General features: G+C 48.0%; 14 protein-coding genes. 8 read left to right on the top strand and 6 right to left on the bottom strand.

Going from position 1 to position 16934, the window contains the following annotated elements; all coding sequences use genetic code 11:
- Nucleotides 1–33 precede the first annotated feature (33 nt).
- A complete protein-coding gene (locus ACQY6F_RS09340) occupies nucleotides 34–1218 on the top strand; it encodes a multidrug effflux MFS transporter (protein ID WP_428773877.1) in 1185 nt (394 codons plus the stop codon).
- Nucleotides 1219–1282: 64 nt separating this feature from the next.
- Here the strand turns inward: ACQY6F_RS09340 and ACQY6F_RS09335 are convergent, their stop codons facing one another.
- Nucleotides 1283–2674, bottom strand: a complete 1392-nt coding sequence (locus ACQY6F_RS09335) for a sensor histidine kinase (protein ID WP_428773876.1) — start codon at nucleotides 2672–2674, stop codon at nucleotides 1283–1285.
- Nucleotides 2667–3392, bottom strand: coding sequence for a response regulator (locus ACQY6F_RS09330; protein ID WP_428773875.1), 726 nt, complete (start codon nucleotides 3390–3392; stop codon nucleotides 2667–2669). The genes ACQY6F_RS09335 and ACQY6F_RS09330 overlap by 8 nt, the downstream gene beginning before the upstream one ends.
- A gap of 179 nt (nucleotides 3393–3571) precedes the next feature.
- Here ACQY6F_RS09330 and ACQY6F_RS09325 point away from each other — a divergent pair, with 179 nt between their 5' ends.
- Together ACQY6F_RS09325 and ACQY6F_RS09320 are read left to right on the top strand one after the other, a co-directional pair.
- Entirely contained in the window at nucleotides 3572–3931 is a 360-nt protein-coding gene (locus ACQY6F_RS09325; protein ID WP_428773873.1) for a hypothetical protein, read from the top strand.
- A 60-nt stretch (nucleotides 3932–3991) separates the two neighbouring features.
- Nucleotides 3992–4159 carry an SHOCT domain-containing protein gene (locus ACQY6F_RS09320; RefSeq protein WP_428773871.1) on the top strand — a complete coding sequence of 56 codons (168 nt, stop codon included), beginning with the start codon at nucleotides 3992–3994 and terminating at the stop codon, nucleotides 4157–4159.
- A gap of 81 nt (nucleotides 4160–4240) precedes the next feature.
- Here ACQY6F_RS09320 and arsB read toward each other — a convergent pair whose 3' ends face one another.
- Nucleotides 4241–5305, bottom strand: coding sequence for an ACR3 family arsenite efflux transporter (gene arsB / locus ACQY6F_RS09315; RefSeq protein WP_428773869.1), 1065 nt, complete (start codon nucleotides 5303–5305; stop codon nucleotides 4241–4243).
- 225 nt (nucleotides 5306–5530) lie between these two features.
- Between arsB and thpR the strand changes: the two genes are divergently transcribed.
- Together thpR and ACQY6F_RS09305 are read left to right on the top strand one after the other, a co-directional pair.
- On the top strand, nucleotides 5531–6055 hold the full coding sequence (thpR, locus tag ACQY6F_RS09310; protein ID WP_428773868.1) for an RNA 2',3'-cyclic phosphodiesterase: 525 nt from the start codon (nucleotides 5531–5533) through the stop codon (nucleotides 6053–6055).
- Between the two features lie 127 nt (nucleotides 6056–6182).
- Nucleotides 6183–6662 carry an aminoacyl-tRNA deacylase gene (locus ACQY6F_RS09305; protein WP_428773866.1) on the top strand — a complete coding sequence of 160 codons (480 nt, stop codon included), beginning with the start codon at nucleotides 6183–6185 and terminating at the stop codon, nucleotides 6660–6662.
- Nucleotides 6663–6735: 73 nt separating this feature from the next.
- Here the strand turns inward: ACQY6F_RS09305 and ACQY6F_RS09300 are convergent, their stop codons facing one another.
- The 3 genes from ACQY6F_RS09300 to ACQY6F_RS09290 all read right to left on the bottom strand — a co-directional run bounded on the left by ACQY6F_RS09300 (nucleotide 6736) and on the right by ACQY6F_RS09290 (nucleotide 11111).
- Entirely contained in the window at nucleotides 6736–8277 is a 1542-nt protein-coding gene (locus ACQY6F_RS09300) for a glutamate synthase-related protein (protein WP_428773865.1), read from the bottom strand.
- 334 nt (nucleotides 8278–8611) lie between these two features.
- Entirely contained in the window at nucleotides 8612–10189 is a 1578-nt protein-coding gene (locus ACQY6F_RS09295; protein WP_428773864.1) for an alkaline phosphatase, read from the bottom strand.
- Between the two features lie 343 nt (nucleotides 10190–10532).
- Nucleotides 10533–11111, bottom strand: a complete 579-nt coding sequence (locus tag ACQY6F_RS09290) for a nucleoside 2-deoxyribosyltransferase (RefSeq protein WP_428773863.1) — start codon at nucleotides 11109–11111, stop codon at nucleotides 10533–10535.
- Between the two features lie 414 nt (nucleotides 11112–11525).
- Between ACQY6F_RS09290 and ACQY6F_RS09285 the strand changes: the two genes are divergently transcribed.
- From ACQY6F_RS09285 to trpB, 3 genes are all read left to right on the top strand, one after another.
- Nucleotides 11526–14318 (top strand): M16 family metallopeptidase, encoded by a 2793-nt coding sequence (locus ACQY6F_RS09285; protein ID WP_428773861.1) that lies wholly within the window; start codon nucleotides 11526–11528, stop codon nucleotides 14316–14318.
- A 186-nt stretch (nucleotides 14319–14504) separates the two neighbouring features.
- A complete protein-coding gene (lpxL, locus tag ACQY6F_RS09280; protein ID WP_428773859.1) occupies nucleotides 14505–15443 on the top strand; it encodes an LpxL/LpxP family Kdo(2)-lipid IV(A) lauroyl/palmitoleoyl acyltransferase in 939 nt (312 codons plus the stop codon).
- Between the two features lie 126 nt (nucleotides 15444–15569).
- Nucleotides 15570–16793: a tryptophan synthase subunit beta gene (gene trpB, locus ACQY6F_RS09275; protein WP_428773857.1), complete on the top strand. Its 1224-nt coding sequence runs from the start codon at nucleotides 15570–15572 to the stop codon at nucleotides 16791–16793.
- Nucleotides 16794–16934 lie beyond the last annotated feature (141 nt).

The following is a 16934-nucleotide window of genomic DNA, read 5'->3' as shown; positions in this document are numbered from 1 at the left end:
TAATATCTTCCCGGAAAGATAAATGAGGTATAAATGAACAAAACATTATCCAACAAAGTGGTATTGCTGCTGGCGGCGGTGTTTGCAATGACGCCGTTTGCCATCGACAGTTACCTACCGTCAATCACATCCATCGCCAGGGATCTCAAGGTCGACACCGCCATGGTATCGATTACTGTCAGCCTGTACGTTTTCGGCCTGGCTATCGGCCAACTTATCGGCGGGCCACTTTCAGATAAGCTGGGCAGGCTAAAAGTCTTGGTCGGCGGATTAAGCCTTTTTGCTATTGGCAGTTTGTTTCTGGCATCGGTAGACGACATCAGCTGGTTTTGGTTTTGGCGGGCGATTCAGTCGCTCGGTGGTGGCATCGCGGTGGTTGTGGTACCCGCAACGATTCGCGATAACGCGACAGGAAGGGATGCCGCTAAGCTATTTTCGCTTATCGCGTTAATTATGATGATCGCCCCTTCGATAGCGCCAACTGTAGGTACGCTAATTATGAACTCCCTGGGCTGGCAATGGATCTTCCGCCTGTCTGCATTACTCGCTTTCATCGTAGCGATCTATGCAATTCCAACTATGCCAAAAGGCCAGGTGACCACGGCAAAAGACTCGATCAGTTTTTTCGCCGTATTCAAAAACAAGCAGGCGCTCGGTTACTTAATCTCCCAGTCTTTTAGCTACACGGTACTCATGACATTCATCACCAATGCCCCGTTTGCATACATGGTTCACTATCAGGTATCTGCCGAAATGTTGTCTGGCCTGTTTCTGGCCAATGTGCTTGGAGTGGTGGTAATCAACCGCCTCAACTCTCTGTTGCTTAATCGCTATGATCCCGAACTGCTATTGTCAGCATTCATTAAGCTGCAGTTGGCAGGCGTGCTAATATTGGTGAGCTCACAGTTGCTGTTACCGACTAACCTGCTGTTCGCGGCAACCGGCTTTATTGTCACGACTGCTGCAATCGGCGGCATCATGGCCAATGCAAATGTCAGCTTTTTAAAACATTTCGGTAGGAATGCCGGTATGGCATCTGCGGCAGTTGGTGCCAGCCAATACTTCCTGGGCGCGGGGATCAGCGCACTTGCCGCTATTTTAAGTAATGACTCTTTGTGGCCAATCGTTATTATTATGTTACTCGCGACTGTGTTATCGCTGCTCGGTAGTACTCACGCTAATAATAAAAATAAGCATCAGGTTGAAAACTTTGTTTAAATAGCGTCCCATCTTAATTTTCGTTAGCCAATCAAAACTATAGGGTTCAATTGCCCGCCAACGTTTAAACCAAGGCAATGGTGAACTGACAAACCAATCCGGAAGGGCTGTTCTTTTTCAGCGTTAATGTGCCACCATAGTTGTTGGCTAATGCCTTAGTGATAGACAGCCCTAATCCAACATTGGAGCCAGCGGTATCTCTGGCTTGATCCAAACGGGTGAAGGGTTTTATCACCTCGTCCAATTTGGCCTCGTCAATCCCGATGCCGGTATCGGCAACGGCGAATTCAAGAAAGCCATCGCATTTAGCAACACTGAGCGAGATATCGCACTGCTCTCCACCATACTGGACGGAGTTATTGATTAAATTCTCCAGCATACGGCGAACGGCGATGGCCGGAACAGTTTCGACCAGATCACCATCACCTTGATATTGGACCGCAATGCCCTTATCAGCATACTCATCCACGATGGTCTGTAAGAGGCTGTGGATACTGGTCGCCTGCCGTGCTTCTAACGAGCTGTCATCCTTGGCAAAACTCATGGTCGCTTTCAACATTTGCTCCATCACCGCAACCGATTTCAACATCTGCTGCTTATCTTCGCTGTCTTCAATAAACTCCAGCCTGAGACGCAGGCTGGTTAACGGTGTTCGAAGATCGTGAGAGATCGCAGCCAACAAACGGGTTCTTTCCTGGATATACTCGGCCAGGTCAACCTGCATTTTATTGAATGCGGTGATGGTGGGTAACAGGTCACTCGGGCATCGTTCGCTGACCGGGGTAACTTTACGGTTAAGGGCAAACTCTCTGGCCGCTTCGCCCAGTACTTTTACCGGCGCCAGCGCACGATGAATGATAAATATCGATACGGCCAACGTCGCCAGCATCACCACCGTCAGCGCAGTCAGCACTCCCGCAGACCAGTGAGTGATCTCTTCCTCGATACCAGACGAAAAATTCAACCACTGGTTGTCACCCAGCTGCACTGAGCCTTCTATCGTCGCTACGTAGCCCATATGCAGACCGCCGCCCTGCTGCCTTGACATCATGGCGTTGTGCATATCACGCATGTTCATCATCGGCCGGGCTTGTTTTACCAACGACAAATTGGCGTCTTTAATCCCGGCAGACTGCAGCCGGTTATATAAGACGGATAGTTCCTGAGGGCTACCCTGCCCTCGTGTCACTTGCGGGGTTGTCGAAACGTATAGAGACAAATCCGAGCTGCTGCTGGCGGCAACTATAGACTCATGCAACGAAGCGGGGGTCTGGCGCAAAATATCAACCACCGACAGCACCCGCTGGATGGCACCCGTTGAGGACAACAGATTAAGACTTCTGGACTTTTCCGACGATAACAAATGCGCCGAAAGAAACAAACTCACCGCAAGACCCAGCAACACCACGATGCCGATTTGATGAATTAACCTAAGGCTGCGAATCCACTTAATCATGGCTAACCTCACAGCTAAATTGGTAGCCACCTCCCCAGATGGTTTTGATCAGTCGGGGGGCTTTCGAATCCACTTCTATTTTCTTACGTAACCGGCTAATCAGGGTGTCGACGGCTCGGTCGTAAACGTCTGCACCGCGTCCCTGAACCAGTTTGAGCAAATCTTCCCGCTTCAACACCACATTCGGGTGAGTAACAAAAGCCAGTAGCAGCTCAAATTCGGTGGAGGTCAGTGATACTAACGCGCCTTGCGGGTTGATTAACTCCCGGGATGTTGTATTCAGCGACCAGCCTGAAAATGCGTAGTTTAATGGCGATACGGACGAACGTTCGTTCACATTGGGGATGGCAAAATGACGTCTTAACACCGATTTTATCCGCGCCAACAACTCACGGGGGTTAAATGGCTTGGCGATATAATCATCGGCTCCGACTTCCAGCCCGACAATCCGGTCAATATCTTCTCCGAGCGCCGTGAGCATGATAATAGGGATGTTGGAGGTCGCCCGAAGTTCCCGACATAGGGTCACACCATCTTTGCCGGGCATCATCAAATCCAGAATGATCAGGTCAAACTGGTGCTGGTTCAGGCTCTTCATCATACTGTCGCCATCTTCCGCCGTGACCACCACCAAACCATGTTGGGTCAGAAACCGCTTCAGCAGCTCTCTTATCTCTGCATGATCATCAACAACCAGTATGCGGTATGTCTGCTCCATCTGTTTTCCTCAATACGTCGCTGTTAATAAGCAATATAACCAGTTTGTTACGGAATGTGTGACAAGATATGTCAATAACAGTGATTGCCATCAATTGTCAGAAACAAAAGGAATTGCGACACACATCCAGCCGAAGAAATTGCTGTAATCAGATTGGAAAGGACAACTGGAGAGTAATTATGAAAACCCTAACTAAACTATTGGCTACCGGTATCGTATTAACCGTTTCTGTCGCGGCCTTTGCCCACATGGGCGGTGGCTACAGCGGAGGCGGATTCCAGCACCCAATGATGGGCAACGGTAATATGATGGGCAACGCCCCTATGATGAACACTGATAGCCCACAATACAAAGCCATGCTTGAATTGCATAACAACCCTGAAGCCATGCAAGCCTGGATGCAAAGCATGCATGACAACCCTCAGGCAATGCAGGAATGGATGAACCAAATGCACAATGACAATTACGCCAATCAAGGCGGTGGATTTGGCTGTCAGGGTAACCGTTTCAACAACAACCAGAACAGTAACGGCCAATAACGAGAGAGGTACAGCATGCACGGAATGTACGGGTTTGACTTTGGAATAGGACATATCGCTATGATGGTATTTTGGGTAGTCATTGTCGGGCTGGTTCTCTGGGCGTTATTCTCTGCCAAAGGCACCCCTTCTGTGCAGGCTGAAACTCCACTGGAGATCGCCCAAAAACGTTATGCCAAAGGCGAAATCAGCAAACAGGAATTCGACGATATCAGGCATAATCTTTGAAACCATTAAAGCCACAACCGTTCAGACAAGGTTGTGGCTTTTCTTCTTTGCTGAGTCTTGGATAGCTGGCGAACTCAGAGTTTAATCATAATATTTGCGCTTCAATCGCCAGGCGACGTTGACCAACCCTATCAGCACCGGCACCTCCACCAGAGGCCCTATTACGCCGGCAAACGCCTGATCTGAGTTCAAACCAAATACCGCGATGGACACCGCTATCGCCAGCTCAAAGTTGTTGCCCGATGAGGTGAAAGCAATCGACGCATTCTGGTCGTAGGGGATCCCCAGCCGTTTGCCTATGAAGAAGCTGGTAAAAAACATCAGCATAAAATAAACCACCAGCGGTATCGCAACCCGCAATACATCCACCGGCAGTTCAAAAATCATCTCGCCTTTCAGGCTAAACATCAGCACTATGGTGGCCAGCAGGGCGACCAAGGTGATCGGTGAGATCATTGGGATAAACTCATCGTTATACCACTGCTCCCCTTTGGCTGACACCAGCCAACGACGGCTCAAATAGCCCGCGAGAAAAGGGATACCCAAATAGATCAATACGCTTTTGGCAATATCCAGAATGGTAATATCCACCGCATACCCTTGCAGACCAAAATAGGGCGGCAGCACCGTGATAAATAACCAGGCCATAAAACTGTAAGTCAGGATCTGAAAGGCGCTGTTCAGTGCCACCAGAGTCGCACCATACTCCTTGCTACCACCGCTGATATCGTTCCAGACCAGTACCATTGCGATGCAGCGGGCCAGACCGATCAGGATTACTCCGACCATATACCCCGGCTGGTCACGTAAGAAGATCATTGCCAGCGAAAACATCAGGATCGGGCCAACAATCCAGTTCATCACCAGCGACAGCGTAATTGCCTGCTTGTCACGGGTCACTTCCCCCAACAGGCTGTAGTTCACTTTAGCCAGCGGAGGATACATCATCAGTATCAAGCCAATCGCCAGCGGGATATTGGTGGTACCCACGGACATACTTTGGTTCCATTCAGCAACTTGAGGAAAAAAATTACCTACCCCCACGCCAATGGCCATTGCGAGAAAAATCCAAATCGTCAGGTATCGATCCAAAAAACTCATCTTCTGCGAAGCGGTCACTTCGGCACTATTCGCAATGTTATTCATAACTGCCCTTTCATTTTTCTATTGTAAACAACCAAACGGGTTGCGAGTCTTGCGGGAAGAGGCTTCCCGCTAGCACTACTGTATCAATCATAGATGATCGTTATTTAACAGAATGAGCGATACGACCAATATTCAAATAACGGATATTAAGACTGACAATTGCAGGAGCAGTTTTTGTATTACACTCAAAGGTATCAATTCACAACTCACTGATATGGAAAGCGAATGCGCCTGTTTTTTGCTTTAACCTTTGATCCGTTAACCAAACGGGAGATCTCCTGTTACCGCGATCTGGTGGCAGACCATGCGGCAAAAGGTCGCTTTACCAGCGAGGGGAACTTCCACGTAACGCTGGAGTTTATCGGTGAAACGCCGGCTGCTCAGTTGGCGATACTCACCCCTATTCTCCACCAGCTGAGTGGTTGTCCGGAATTTGTTACCGTGCGCCACCTTGGGGCTTTCAGCCGCAAAGAAAAAGCGTTGGTGTGGCTGGCAGTGGAGCGGGATAAGGCCCTGATTGCGCTGCAAAAGCAATTGGCTAAGTTACTTTCCAATGCCGGTTATTCCCCCGAACAACGCAGGTACACCCCGCATATCACCTTAGGTCGAAACATCATTATGCGAGAGCCGCTCAATGATTTGGTGATCCCACCGGCTGAACTTACCATCCATTCGCTGGCTTTGATGGAAAGCAAACGCGAAGGCGAGCGATTGGTATACCAGCCAGTTGCGGAAATTGTCGTCAATTAACTGTCTTCTGCACTTTGGTTTTCGAACCGCTAGCCCGCCGTAGCCGCTGTCAGAGGTTGATCTAACGTGGTTGCTTCAGGGTTCTTGGCTATACTGATATAGGGTCATAGACATGCGGAGGTTTACAATGACCATAGCAACCCGACTCGACGATTATCTGACTGAGCACAACATTAACTTTCACACCGTTAATCACAGTTTCAGTCACAGTTCGCTTCAAAGTGGTGTTGCAGCTGGCATTCCTTTAATGAATCTCGCTAAAGGAGTGATACTGGAAGATCATGAAGGCCGACATATGATGGCGGTGTTGCCAGCCGATTCCAAAATCAGTCTGTCACGGCTTAACGACGAGTTAAATGCGAACTTCCATTTAGTGAAAGAGCAAGAGGTTTACCAAATGTTCAACGACTGTGAACACGGCGCCGTCCCCCCAATTGGCAGCGCTTACCATATGTCGACCATTTGTGATGAATCGCTGGCCAATCTAGATTGCGTTTACCTGGAAGCGGGTGACCACAAAACTCTGATCCAACTGGACAGAGATGCGTTCAAAGAACTTATGGGTAACAGCAGATACATGAAATTCAGCAGTCAGATTTTTCACTAAACGGCACTAACGACCAAAGGCTTTTACTGCTGAGTAAAAGCCTTTTTTAATCCCAGCAAATCAGGACACTGTGTCAGATTTTGTTGTAGCCGGCGTATTTCACCCCGGACAAATAGGCCATTTCACGCTGCCAGGTTGCTAAATCATGCCGGTTAAATTGGCGCAGATCGTTATGGCCACAAGCCCGGGCCATCACCTGCATCAACTCTACCGAGGCGGTGAAAAAGTTATGTAGCTGCCGGGCTGATTTGTCGATATTTAACCGCTGACGTAAATCCTTATTCTGTGTGGCGATCCCGGCCGGGCAGTTATTGGTATTACAGATCCGCGCCGCCACGCACCCTATCGACTGCATGGCACTGTTGGCAATCGCCACGCCGTCGGCACCTAAGGCCAGCGCTTTGACAAAATCCATTGGCAATCTCAGCCCGCCGGTGATGATCAGCGTCACTCGGCCGCTGGCCCCTTTCGAGTCCAGATATCGTCGTGCTCTCGCCAGTGCCGGAATGGTAGGGACGCTGATATGGTCACGAAATATCTGTGGCGCCGCACCGGTCGCGCCGCCCCGCCCATCCAATATGATGTAGTCAGCACTGGCATCCAGCGCAAACTGAATATCCTGCTCAATATGGTTGGCGCTGAGTTTAAAGCCGATGGGAATACCGCCGGTCACATCCCGTACCCGATCGGCAAATTTTCTAAAATCATTGACGGTAACCAAATGCTTAAATGTCGGCGGTGAGATGGCCGGTTCACCCTCGGGTAATTCTCTTACCTCGGCTATCCGGCCAACATTTTTGTTGCCTGGCAAGTGACCACCGGTGCCGGTTTTCGCCCCCTGGCCTCCCTTGAAGTGGAACGCCTGCACTTGCTTTAACAACTCTTCCCGGTAGCCGAACCCGGCACTGGCGTATTCATAAAAATAGCGCTGGTTGGCTTGCTGTTCTTCAGGCAACATCCCCCCCTCTCCGGAACAGATCCCGGTACCAGCCAGTTCGGCTCCTTTCGCCAGTGCTATTTTGGCCTCTTCCGACAGCGCACCAAAGCTCATGTCGGACACCAGCAACGGTATTTGCAGCGTCAGTGGCCTTTGAGCATTCGGCCCTATTACCAATTGTGTGGCCACCGGCTCCTCTTCCATCAGCGGTTTAGTGGCCATCTGTGCCACCATGATTTGCAGATCATCCCAGTGTGGCAGCTCGTTGCGTGGTACCCCCATGGCGGTCATCGGGCCGTGGTGACCCAGTGTATTAAGTCCATCTTTGGCCATCTGATGGATAAGTTCGACTGTTGGTTCTTCCCTGGTCGCTTTGGCCACCGGCGCCTGATCGGGTTTCGATGTTACTCCCGGCCCCTCTTTGCCCACTTGCTCGGCACTGAACTGTTTATGCGTGCCATCGCAGAACGGCGCATTGCTGGTATGCTTGCAGCGGCACAGGTAAGCGGCTTCGCTTTTTTCCGCCACGAAGTGTTTTGGTTTAAACCCGCTGCCCGCATGGGAACCATCGCAGAACGGTTGATTGTTCGAACGTCCGCAGGCACAGAAGTAGTAATCTTTGCCCTGCTCTAAGTCGACTTTGATCGGTTTGTTGGCGGCGATGATCGGTTTATTCATGGTCGGCATCCTTGTCGCTTTACGTTGCTGGCTTGAAAGTTTGCTGTCAGCTAAAAGTCTTGACCATAAATACCCCGAACGCCATCAGTAATATGCAATTGCTGTCTTCAGGCCAGAGAAGGAACCTCTTCATTCGAGGCCAATTTTTTCTTGTCTCTTTAGTTGCCGGTGTTTGTTACCGGCACGCTACCACTCTCCGCCACTCACCTTGGTAACAGTAAAAGAGGATTCATAATGCCGTTGTATCTTGCGAAGGCATAAAAAAACGGCCCTGAGCAAATGCTAAGGGCCGCTGTGTTTTAACAACTGGAATCGTTATATCTAGGTAAGGCGATTACTTAACCATACCTTTAATAAACTCACCCAGTTCTGAGTGGTGCATGATCTTCGACACCGGGATAATCTCTTTCAACGGTCCCCAGGCAAACACGTTAACCGGCGTATGGGTGTGAGTGCCGGTGCCCCAAACCGTGTTCTGACCAGTCGCGTGTTGACGAGCCAGCACATTGCCACGATCGTTGTATGGGAAGAAGGCGTCAAAATCATTGATAGCAGGTACGTCTTCTGCGGCCAGGTAGCTGTGACCGTCGTGCTGGTAAGGGTTTGGCTTGGTTTTCAGCACGTTCGCTGCCTGACCCACTGTGATTGGGAAATCACTGTTGGCATTGACAATATCAGCCAGTTTTTCCGCCGTCTGTTCAGATTTGTCCAGCTGGTCAAACTCAGCGAACATAGCGGCGTAGCTTAGCTTTTGGTTGTACAAGCCATCCAACACATCAAATTTACCGAAGTTGAAGTTAGGTGCATAGGCGCGCTTCTGGAACGCTTCGCCGCTGCGTTTTTCTGGTTTCGGCAACCCTTGCGAAGAGTAACTAAAGCCAAATGAACCGGTCTCGTGGTCGGCAGTGACGATGATTAAAGTATCATCACGATCTTTAGCCCACTCGTAAACCGCGTTAACCGCTTCATCGAATTTGATCATTTCGTGCAGCATGGTACCAGCGTCGTTACTGTGGCCCGCCCAGTCGATTTGACCACCCTCTACCATTAAGAAAAAGCCATCTTCATCTTTCGCCAGTACATCGATAGCTTTTACCGTCATCTCTTTTAACGTTGGCTGAGTACGTTTTGGATCATCTTTCGAGTTGCTGTAGGCGATACCATCGTTCATACCTGAATAAGCAAACAGTCCTAGCAATTTATCGCCCTGCGCCTGTTGCATCATCTGCTTGTTAAACGCCAGACTGTAGCCGTCGTCCTGGGCTTCAGTCAGCAGGTTACGCTCATCACTGCGCTTGGATTTCAGCTTTACATCACCGTGCGTCAGCTCAACCAACTGCTGGTATGTGGCACCTTTGTCGTTGCTTGATTTAGGAATCCAGTGACGAAGTCCGCCAGACAACATAACGTCGGCACCGGTTTCCAGCATGTCAGAGGCGATGTCATTTTCCAGCGAGCGATGCGGTTGATGCGCCGCAAAAGCCGCTGGTGTCGCGTGAGTCAGGCGAGTATCCGACACCAGCCCGGTCGCTTTACCAAGACGCTTGGCTTTCTCCAGCACGGTTTCAATATGGTCACCATTGGAGTTAATACCAATCACCTCAGAAGCGGTTGGGACTCCGGTCGCCAGCATGGTGGCAGAACAGGCGGAATCAACCACGATCGCGTCTTCCGGGTGAGTCAGAGACGAGCCTATCACCCCTTGCTGGGCCAGTTTATACAGAGCGGTTGTTTGCTCTTTGTATATGGAATGTGGTGCATTGTTGGCATAAGTTTCTAGCAATCCCACTTGCTGCGGTCCCATACCGTCTCCAATCATTAAGATTACGTTTTTAATCTCGGCGGACAGGGCAGAAAAAGAGAGGGTAGACGTCACTGCAGCTACGACCAATGGTTTAACTATGTGTTTCATTTTGGTTCCTAAGGTAAAAATGCGGCGATAGTTAACCAACAGTTTTTGAAACTTTTATTGCAGTTATATTGTATTTTTATGGCTGCGCTCGTGACAATATTGTCAAATATAAATCAAAACGCATAAAAATTAAGCAGACCTTTACTGGTGAGAGCAGTTTTATACTGTTAATTGGAGGGGTAACTCAGACGCGGCTTACAGCTGATATATAACTGAATTTTATGCACCCGATAATAAATTACCTACCAGGGTATTATTCAACCAGAGATAAATAAATTTCGTATACCACAATGGATCGACATTGTGATATACGAAAATAACAAAGTTAACCTAATATTTTTAATTAGTGCTCTTTCTCATATTTTACTACTTGCTTCAAACACTGTTCAAAGCCAACCAACTCTCTATAGGGTTGGTTTTTTTCAACCAGATCGTGCATCACGATGGAATCACTGACCGCGCCATCTAACATCAAGTTATCAATCAAACCAAAGTTCTCTAATGTCATACCCAGGTTATCAATATACTGATTGTCACCCACGCTCTGGCAGCCTGGCAATGTAGATAAATTGCGCTCTAAAAACAGCATGGTATCGTTAGTATATGCGAACACTGGCTTGCCATATCCTCTGGCGAGTCCCATTTCATAAGCCGTCCCGACATCACAACTCGCGCCACGAAACGGGGTGATGTTGGCAATAATATAATCGGCTTCTGCGATTAATTGCTCGTTAGCAAAAGCGATTTCCAGGCCGTTTTCCTGAGGTACTGCCGACGAAAACTTAATCACATTATCCAGAGGGAACAACCCCTCAAACCCGTATAGAGAGCAGAGTGACTTTTTAAAATCTCCAATTTTTGTTGCATCAGAAAGAAACACTTCCGGCCCTGCGAGATATATTTTTCTTGTTATATTAGACATCATCCTACCCGATTAAATAATTAAATAAACACTGATATTAAACATGTGGTTAATTCAGAAAATTATTAGTTTAGAAACCTATTAGTTTAAGGCGTGTTAAAGAGATCCATGACTAAAATAATCACAGTCATTAATCTTGTTATTTTTCAGAGGGAGCGATTTTATTGATAATTTTATTTATATAAAGTAATTTTATGTATTGTTGTGTAATAACCAAACAAAAGTACTTTCTGCACCACACTGGTCATTTGCACTTATATGTTGCTGACCTTTTATCAGGCAACATTACACTTCCATACTTGACCTATTGCATATAAAACCTTCAATCTATCACAGCTAACATCATGATATTTATAGATTTGTAACTAATCTCCATGTTGCCTCTTCTGACGCTTCGTGGTCTATGGAGTACTTATGTCTAGGTTTTCAATATCCCCCCCGACGGTATGTCTGTTATTGCTCTCTGCTTCTTTTGCTTCCCAGGCTGAGCCAATATCTGCGGATACCCAATGGAAAAGCCAAACTCTGCCGAATGGCTTTAATTATCACTTTTACTACATAAAAGACGAACCAATAGAACTTCGTTTTCTTGTCCATGCTGGTAGTGTCCAGGAAACAGAGCAACAATCTGGCTATGCCCATTTTCTTGAGCATATGGCATTTAATGGCAGCCAGCATTTTCCCGGCAACAACATGATCGCTGAGTTCGAAAAAGCTGGCGTAGCGTTTGGTCCGGGCATCAACGCATATACTGGTTACGACATCACCGGCTACGAATTTTCTCTGCCCGATAACACTCAGATCGAAAAAGTACTGACCTGGTTCCAGGATATCGGTTACGGGCTCAATTTGAAGCGGAAAGAAATTGAGGCAGAAAAAGGGGTCATTCAAGGAGAGATACGGCTCAGATTACCCAAAGAAAGGCCAATGGCTATGCAGGTCTACGACTATCTGATCAAAGATACCGTGCTGGCAAAACATGACCCAAATGGCACAGCGGACAGCATCGCTCAACTTGACCCGGAACAGCTAAAGGCTTACTACCAAAAATGGTATGCGCCCAATAATGCCGAGCTGATCATCGTCGGCGACTTTGATTTTGCCAAAACCGAAAAACTGGTGAAAACCAAGTTCTCTGACTGGAAAGCCAAAACCATTGACCGCACGGTTACTGCCGAGGTCACCCATTCTCAGGATCGCTCGGCGCAGTTTCTGGTTTTACCGGAAGGAAGTATCTCTGCCATTAGCCTGAATTACCCGGTAGATATTGCACCATATCGAACCCTGGAAGACCAAAGAAAAGGCTTACAAAACAACCTGATGAACACCTTAATCCAAAATAGACTGACTAACAGGTCTATGGAGGAGAAAGTTGAATATTCAGGTATAGACGTTTCCAATTTGGACATCGAAAATGTCAGCTACAATTATATCGATGTAGAATTTGCCGAAGAAAAACGAGCTGAAATTCAGAAGTTCATTGCCACAGAACTCGCTAATCTTAGAGATCATGGCGTAAACCAGTCCGAGCTGGAAGTGGCCCTCGCCTTATATAAATTTGAGTTGGAAAACCTAGAATCAGACTGGGAGCAAAAGAGCTCAAGAGAGATTATTGCTGACAAAGAATTGTCGCTGGAGCACGACACCGTTTATCAGTCTATGGAAGACTACCGCGCAAACCTGTCACGATTTATCAATCAAGTTGATGTTGCTGAGCTCAACCAACAGATTCAACAACAGCTTAGCCGCAAAGACCGAATTGTATTCTATGGCCTGGCATCAGAACGTGCCAAACAGATTAACCCCAAACGCTGGTTGGAAAAGGCGGACAGACAGTTCTCTTCTACACTGGACCAAGCCGGTAAAAAAATCGCCACTCAAGCAAACATCGAGCAGTTACCAACTCCCACAACTAAAGGTGAGATCATCAGCAGCTACAGCAACCTGCAACATGACCTCACTAGCTGGAAGCTGGAAAATGGCATTGAAGTGTGGTTTCTACAATCATCCTATGCAGGGGAAGATGTCTATCTAAATTACTCTGCGGAAGGGGGGACACTATTATTGCCCAGCACGCTAAAACCTGCTGTTGAACTCAGCCAAAGTGCGTTTATGCACAGCGGTCTTGGTGAAATGAATGCGATTCAGCTCAATAACTTCTTTACCCTTAACAACACCTGGCTGGATTTTTCGGTAGATGAAAATCAGCGTACTCTGAACATCTCAACAACTCAGAAAAATCTGGCAACAGCTTTTGCCCTGCTGCATCAGGCCGCAACCAATGCAAAAGTGGACCAATCTCAATTTTCTACTGCAAAAAGCAGATTCATCGATGAACGCCGATCCATGCTGGATAGCCCTACGGGGCGTTTTGACACCGCGATCAATGATGCTATCTATGGAGAAAACAACTCCGAACGCCCGTCTTCTGTAGAGCAATTAACCTTAGTTGATTCCGAACAGGTTGACTCGGTTTATCAGCAACTGTTCAGACAAAAAGATGATTTTAAATTGATTATCGTGGCTGATATGGCACCAGAGGCTATCGAAGCCTACCTGCGCCAGTACGTGGCCAATATCAGTTATCTTGAAGGGCAACTAAAGCCGCGGGATATTAAGCTGAATAAAGGTCAGGACAGTGTGATGGTGAAAGCATCCAATGAGCCCAAAATTGCCTTTCTTACAATATTCTCATCACTTGGTTCGCAGATGAATGTTGAAGAGTTATACAGCCTTGATCTATTGGAAAAAATTGTAAACCGAAGGATAGATGCCCTGCTGCGAGAAGAACGAGGGCTGGACTACTCGCCCTATGTAGAGGTGTACAAATCCAGTACCTCGGGTTTGGCGACAATGTTCTTTGTGCTGTCGATTGACCCGAAACAAAAGAACCAGGCAGACATGACCATGAATGAGCTTATTACCGCTATGAACAAGGGGATAACACAAGAAGAGCTGGCGATCGTTAAGTCTCTATTACTGCTTGAACTCGAGGATGACCGTGATGATCCAGAGCTGCAGAGCTCTACGCTCTCATATTTCGCTGTGTCAGGGTTTGAATTGCAGGCTTATGCGGACCCCGAACCGTTTATCAACAAAATAACCGCTGAGGATATTAATCAGACCTGGCAGAAACTCACCAACCGTCAGGCCCACCGTCTGAACGCCTACCTGGCGCCAAAAGACTGGCAGGAAGACAAAGAATAACCCTCACCAAAACGACGTTGTAGCCTGGCTGCAACGTCGTTGGCGTCAAGCGACATATCATTACGTACCCGTACAATATACCCATTTATTTTAATAAGTTAGCTATCAACAATAACCATTAACCATAGCAGGCATCACTTAGTGTCGTCTCATGTTCCGATTAATAGCGTTATTGGTAGGTAACCTGTGAAGATCATCCCTCCCCCTCCATTTCAACTAAAATTATTGCATCCTAAATACTGGCTGGTGTGGTTAGCATTCGGGCTGTTGGCTGTGATCGTCAATTTTTTGCCCTATCCGGCAATAAGAGGACTAGGCTATCGCACCGGCTCACTGATCATGCGCATCTTAAAAAGGCGCCGCAGAGTCGCTGAAAAAAACCTGAGCTTATGTTTCCCTGATTTGCCTGAAGCACAGTGTAAAGCATTGGCTCAGCGTAGCTTCCAGTACGCGGGGATGGCGCTGATGGAAACAGGTATGGCTTGGTTTTGGCCTAAGTGGCGCGTCAGCAAGCATGCACTGGTTTTCGGCAAACAAAAGATACTGGATCAGGAATCTAATCATCGTGGCGTGTTGGTACTTTGCAGCCACCACCTCAATCTGGAAATGACCGCCCGAATTTTCAGCCAGTTTGCTCCTGGATACGGAGTTTACCGCCCTCACACTAATCCGGTTTATGAGTTCATCCAGCACCGGGGCCGCACCCGCTATGGGCATAAGATGATTGATCGACAAGATGTAAAATCAATGCTCAAAGTGCTCAAGAACGGCCATCGACTATGGTATTTGCCCGATCATGACTATGGCCACCACAACTCAGTATTCGTGCCATTCTTTGCTGTTGATCAGGCGGCAAGTACGGCTGGCTCGAGTGTCTTAATCGACGCAACACGATGCGCGGTCATTTCGGGAGTTTGTGTAGTTGATAATGGTAATTACATGCTGCATATAGGCAATGATATCAGCCCGAAAATTGAGCGAAGAAATCCAACCCAGGCGGCCACCATTATCAACCAAGAGATCGAGACAATGATCAGCCGGAATATTCCCGCCTGGATGTGGATGCACAAGCGTTTTAAAACCCGGCCCGAGAATCACCCATGCCTTTATCGCAATGGGGGTTAGAACACCACTTTGTACTATTCGACTAGTTTAAAAGGACTACATCACGATTTAAGCAACTGATCACACAACCATTTGCCAAGTTTAGGTATAAAGGCATCACGATATTCATTTACAAGGACGGAAATAATGAAAAACACCTTTGACCACCCAATGCCTAACAGCGACGGTTACTTTGGCGAATACGGTGGTAGTTTTATTCCCCCTGAACTGGAACAAATCATGCGTGATATTAATGCGGCGTATGAAGAGTGCAGCCAAGATCCCGAATTCCAGACAGAACTGGCGCGCCTCTACAAACACTTTGTTGGCCGTCCCAGCCCGATATTTCATGCTGAGAACCTGTCGAAAAAATATGGCGTCGATATCTACCTGAAACGGGAAGATCTTAACCACACCGGTGCGCACAAAATTAACCACTGCCTGGGTGAAGCGATCCTGGCTAAAAAGATGGGTAAAACCAAACTGATTGCGGAAACCGGTGCAGGTCAGCATGGCGTAGCACTCGCGACCGCCGCGGCACTGGTCGGGTTAGAGTGCGACATTTACATGGGCGAAGTGGATATTGCCAAAGAACACCCGAACGTGGTGAGAATGCGGATCCTGGGTGCCAACGTAATTCCGGCGACACACGGACGCAAGACACTGAAAGAAGCCGTCGATGCTGCATTTGAAGCTTACCTGAAAGACCCGCATACCCAGCTTTATGCCATCGGCTCTGTGGTTGGCCCTCACCCATTCCCTAAAATGGTCCGCGACTTCCAATCCATTATCGGTAATGAAGCCAGAGTCCAGTTCCAGGAAATGACCGGAAAACTACCAGAGAATCTGGTTGCCTGCGTGGGTGGCGGATCCAATGCGATGGGCCTGTTCAGCGCATTTCTGGACGACAAAGATGTGGCAATTCATGGAGTGGAACCGGCAGGACGTTCACTGCAACAAGAAGGCGAACATGCTGCAACTCTGACTCTCGGCGAACCGGGCATCATGCACGGCTTTAAATCCTACATGTTGAAAGATGCAGAGGGCGAGCCGCAAAAAGTGTACTCTGTCGCCAGTGGACTAGACTATCCGTCGGTTGGGCCACAACACAGCTACCTGAAAGACATCGGCCGGGTGAAATACGGCACGATAACCGATGATGAAGCGATAGACGCATTCTTTGAATTGTCGCGCCTGGAAGGCATTATCCCAGCCATTGAATCTTCACACGCGGTGGCGTATGCGATCAAACTGGCCAAACAGGGCGAGAAAGGGGCTATTCTGCTCAACCTGTCCGGCCGCGGCGATAAAGACATCGATTTTGTGGTCGAAAACTATGGCGCAAAATATGGCATTGAGTCTTTGATATAAAGCGAAACGCAAGACAAAGCCACCTGCTGATCAGGTGGCTTTTTTGTATTATTCACACGGTCTCGGCAGGCCAATTACGCGCTAATTCTTGGAATGGGTTGGTTATTTTCACCTCAAGCTCTAATCTTTAAGCTGTATTCT

It is taken from the genome of Vibrio sp. (assembly GCF_050299255.1).
GTDB lineage: Bacteria > Pseudomonadota > Gammaproteobacteria > Enterobacterales > Vibrionaceae > Vibrio.
The sequence above is the reverse complement of the archived record's forward strand: the minus strand, read 5'-3'. Positions and strand labels throughout refer to the sequence as shown.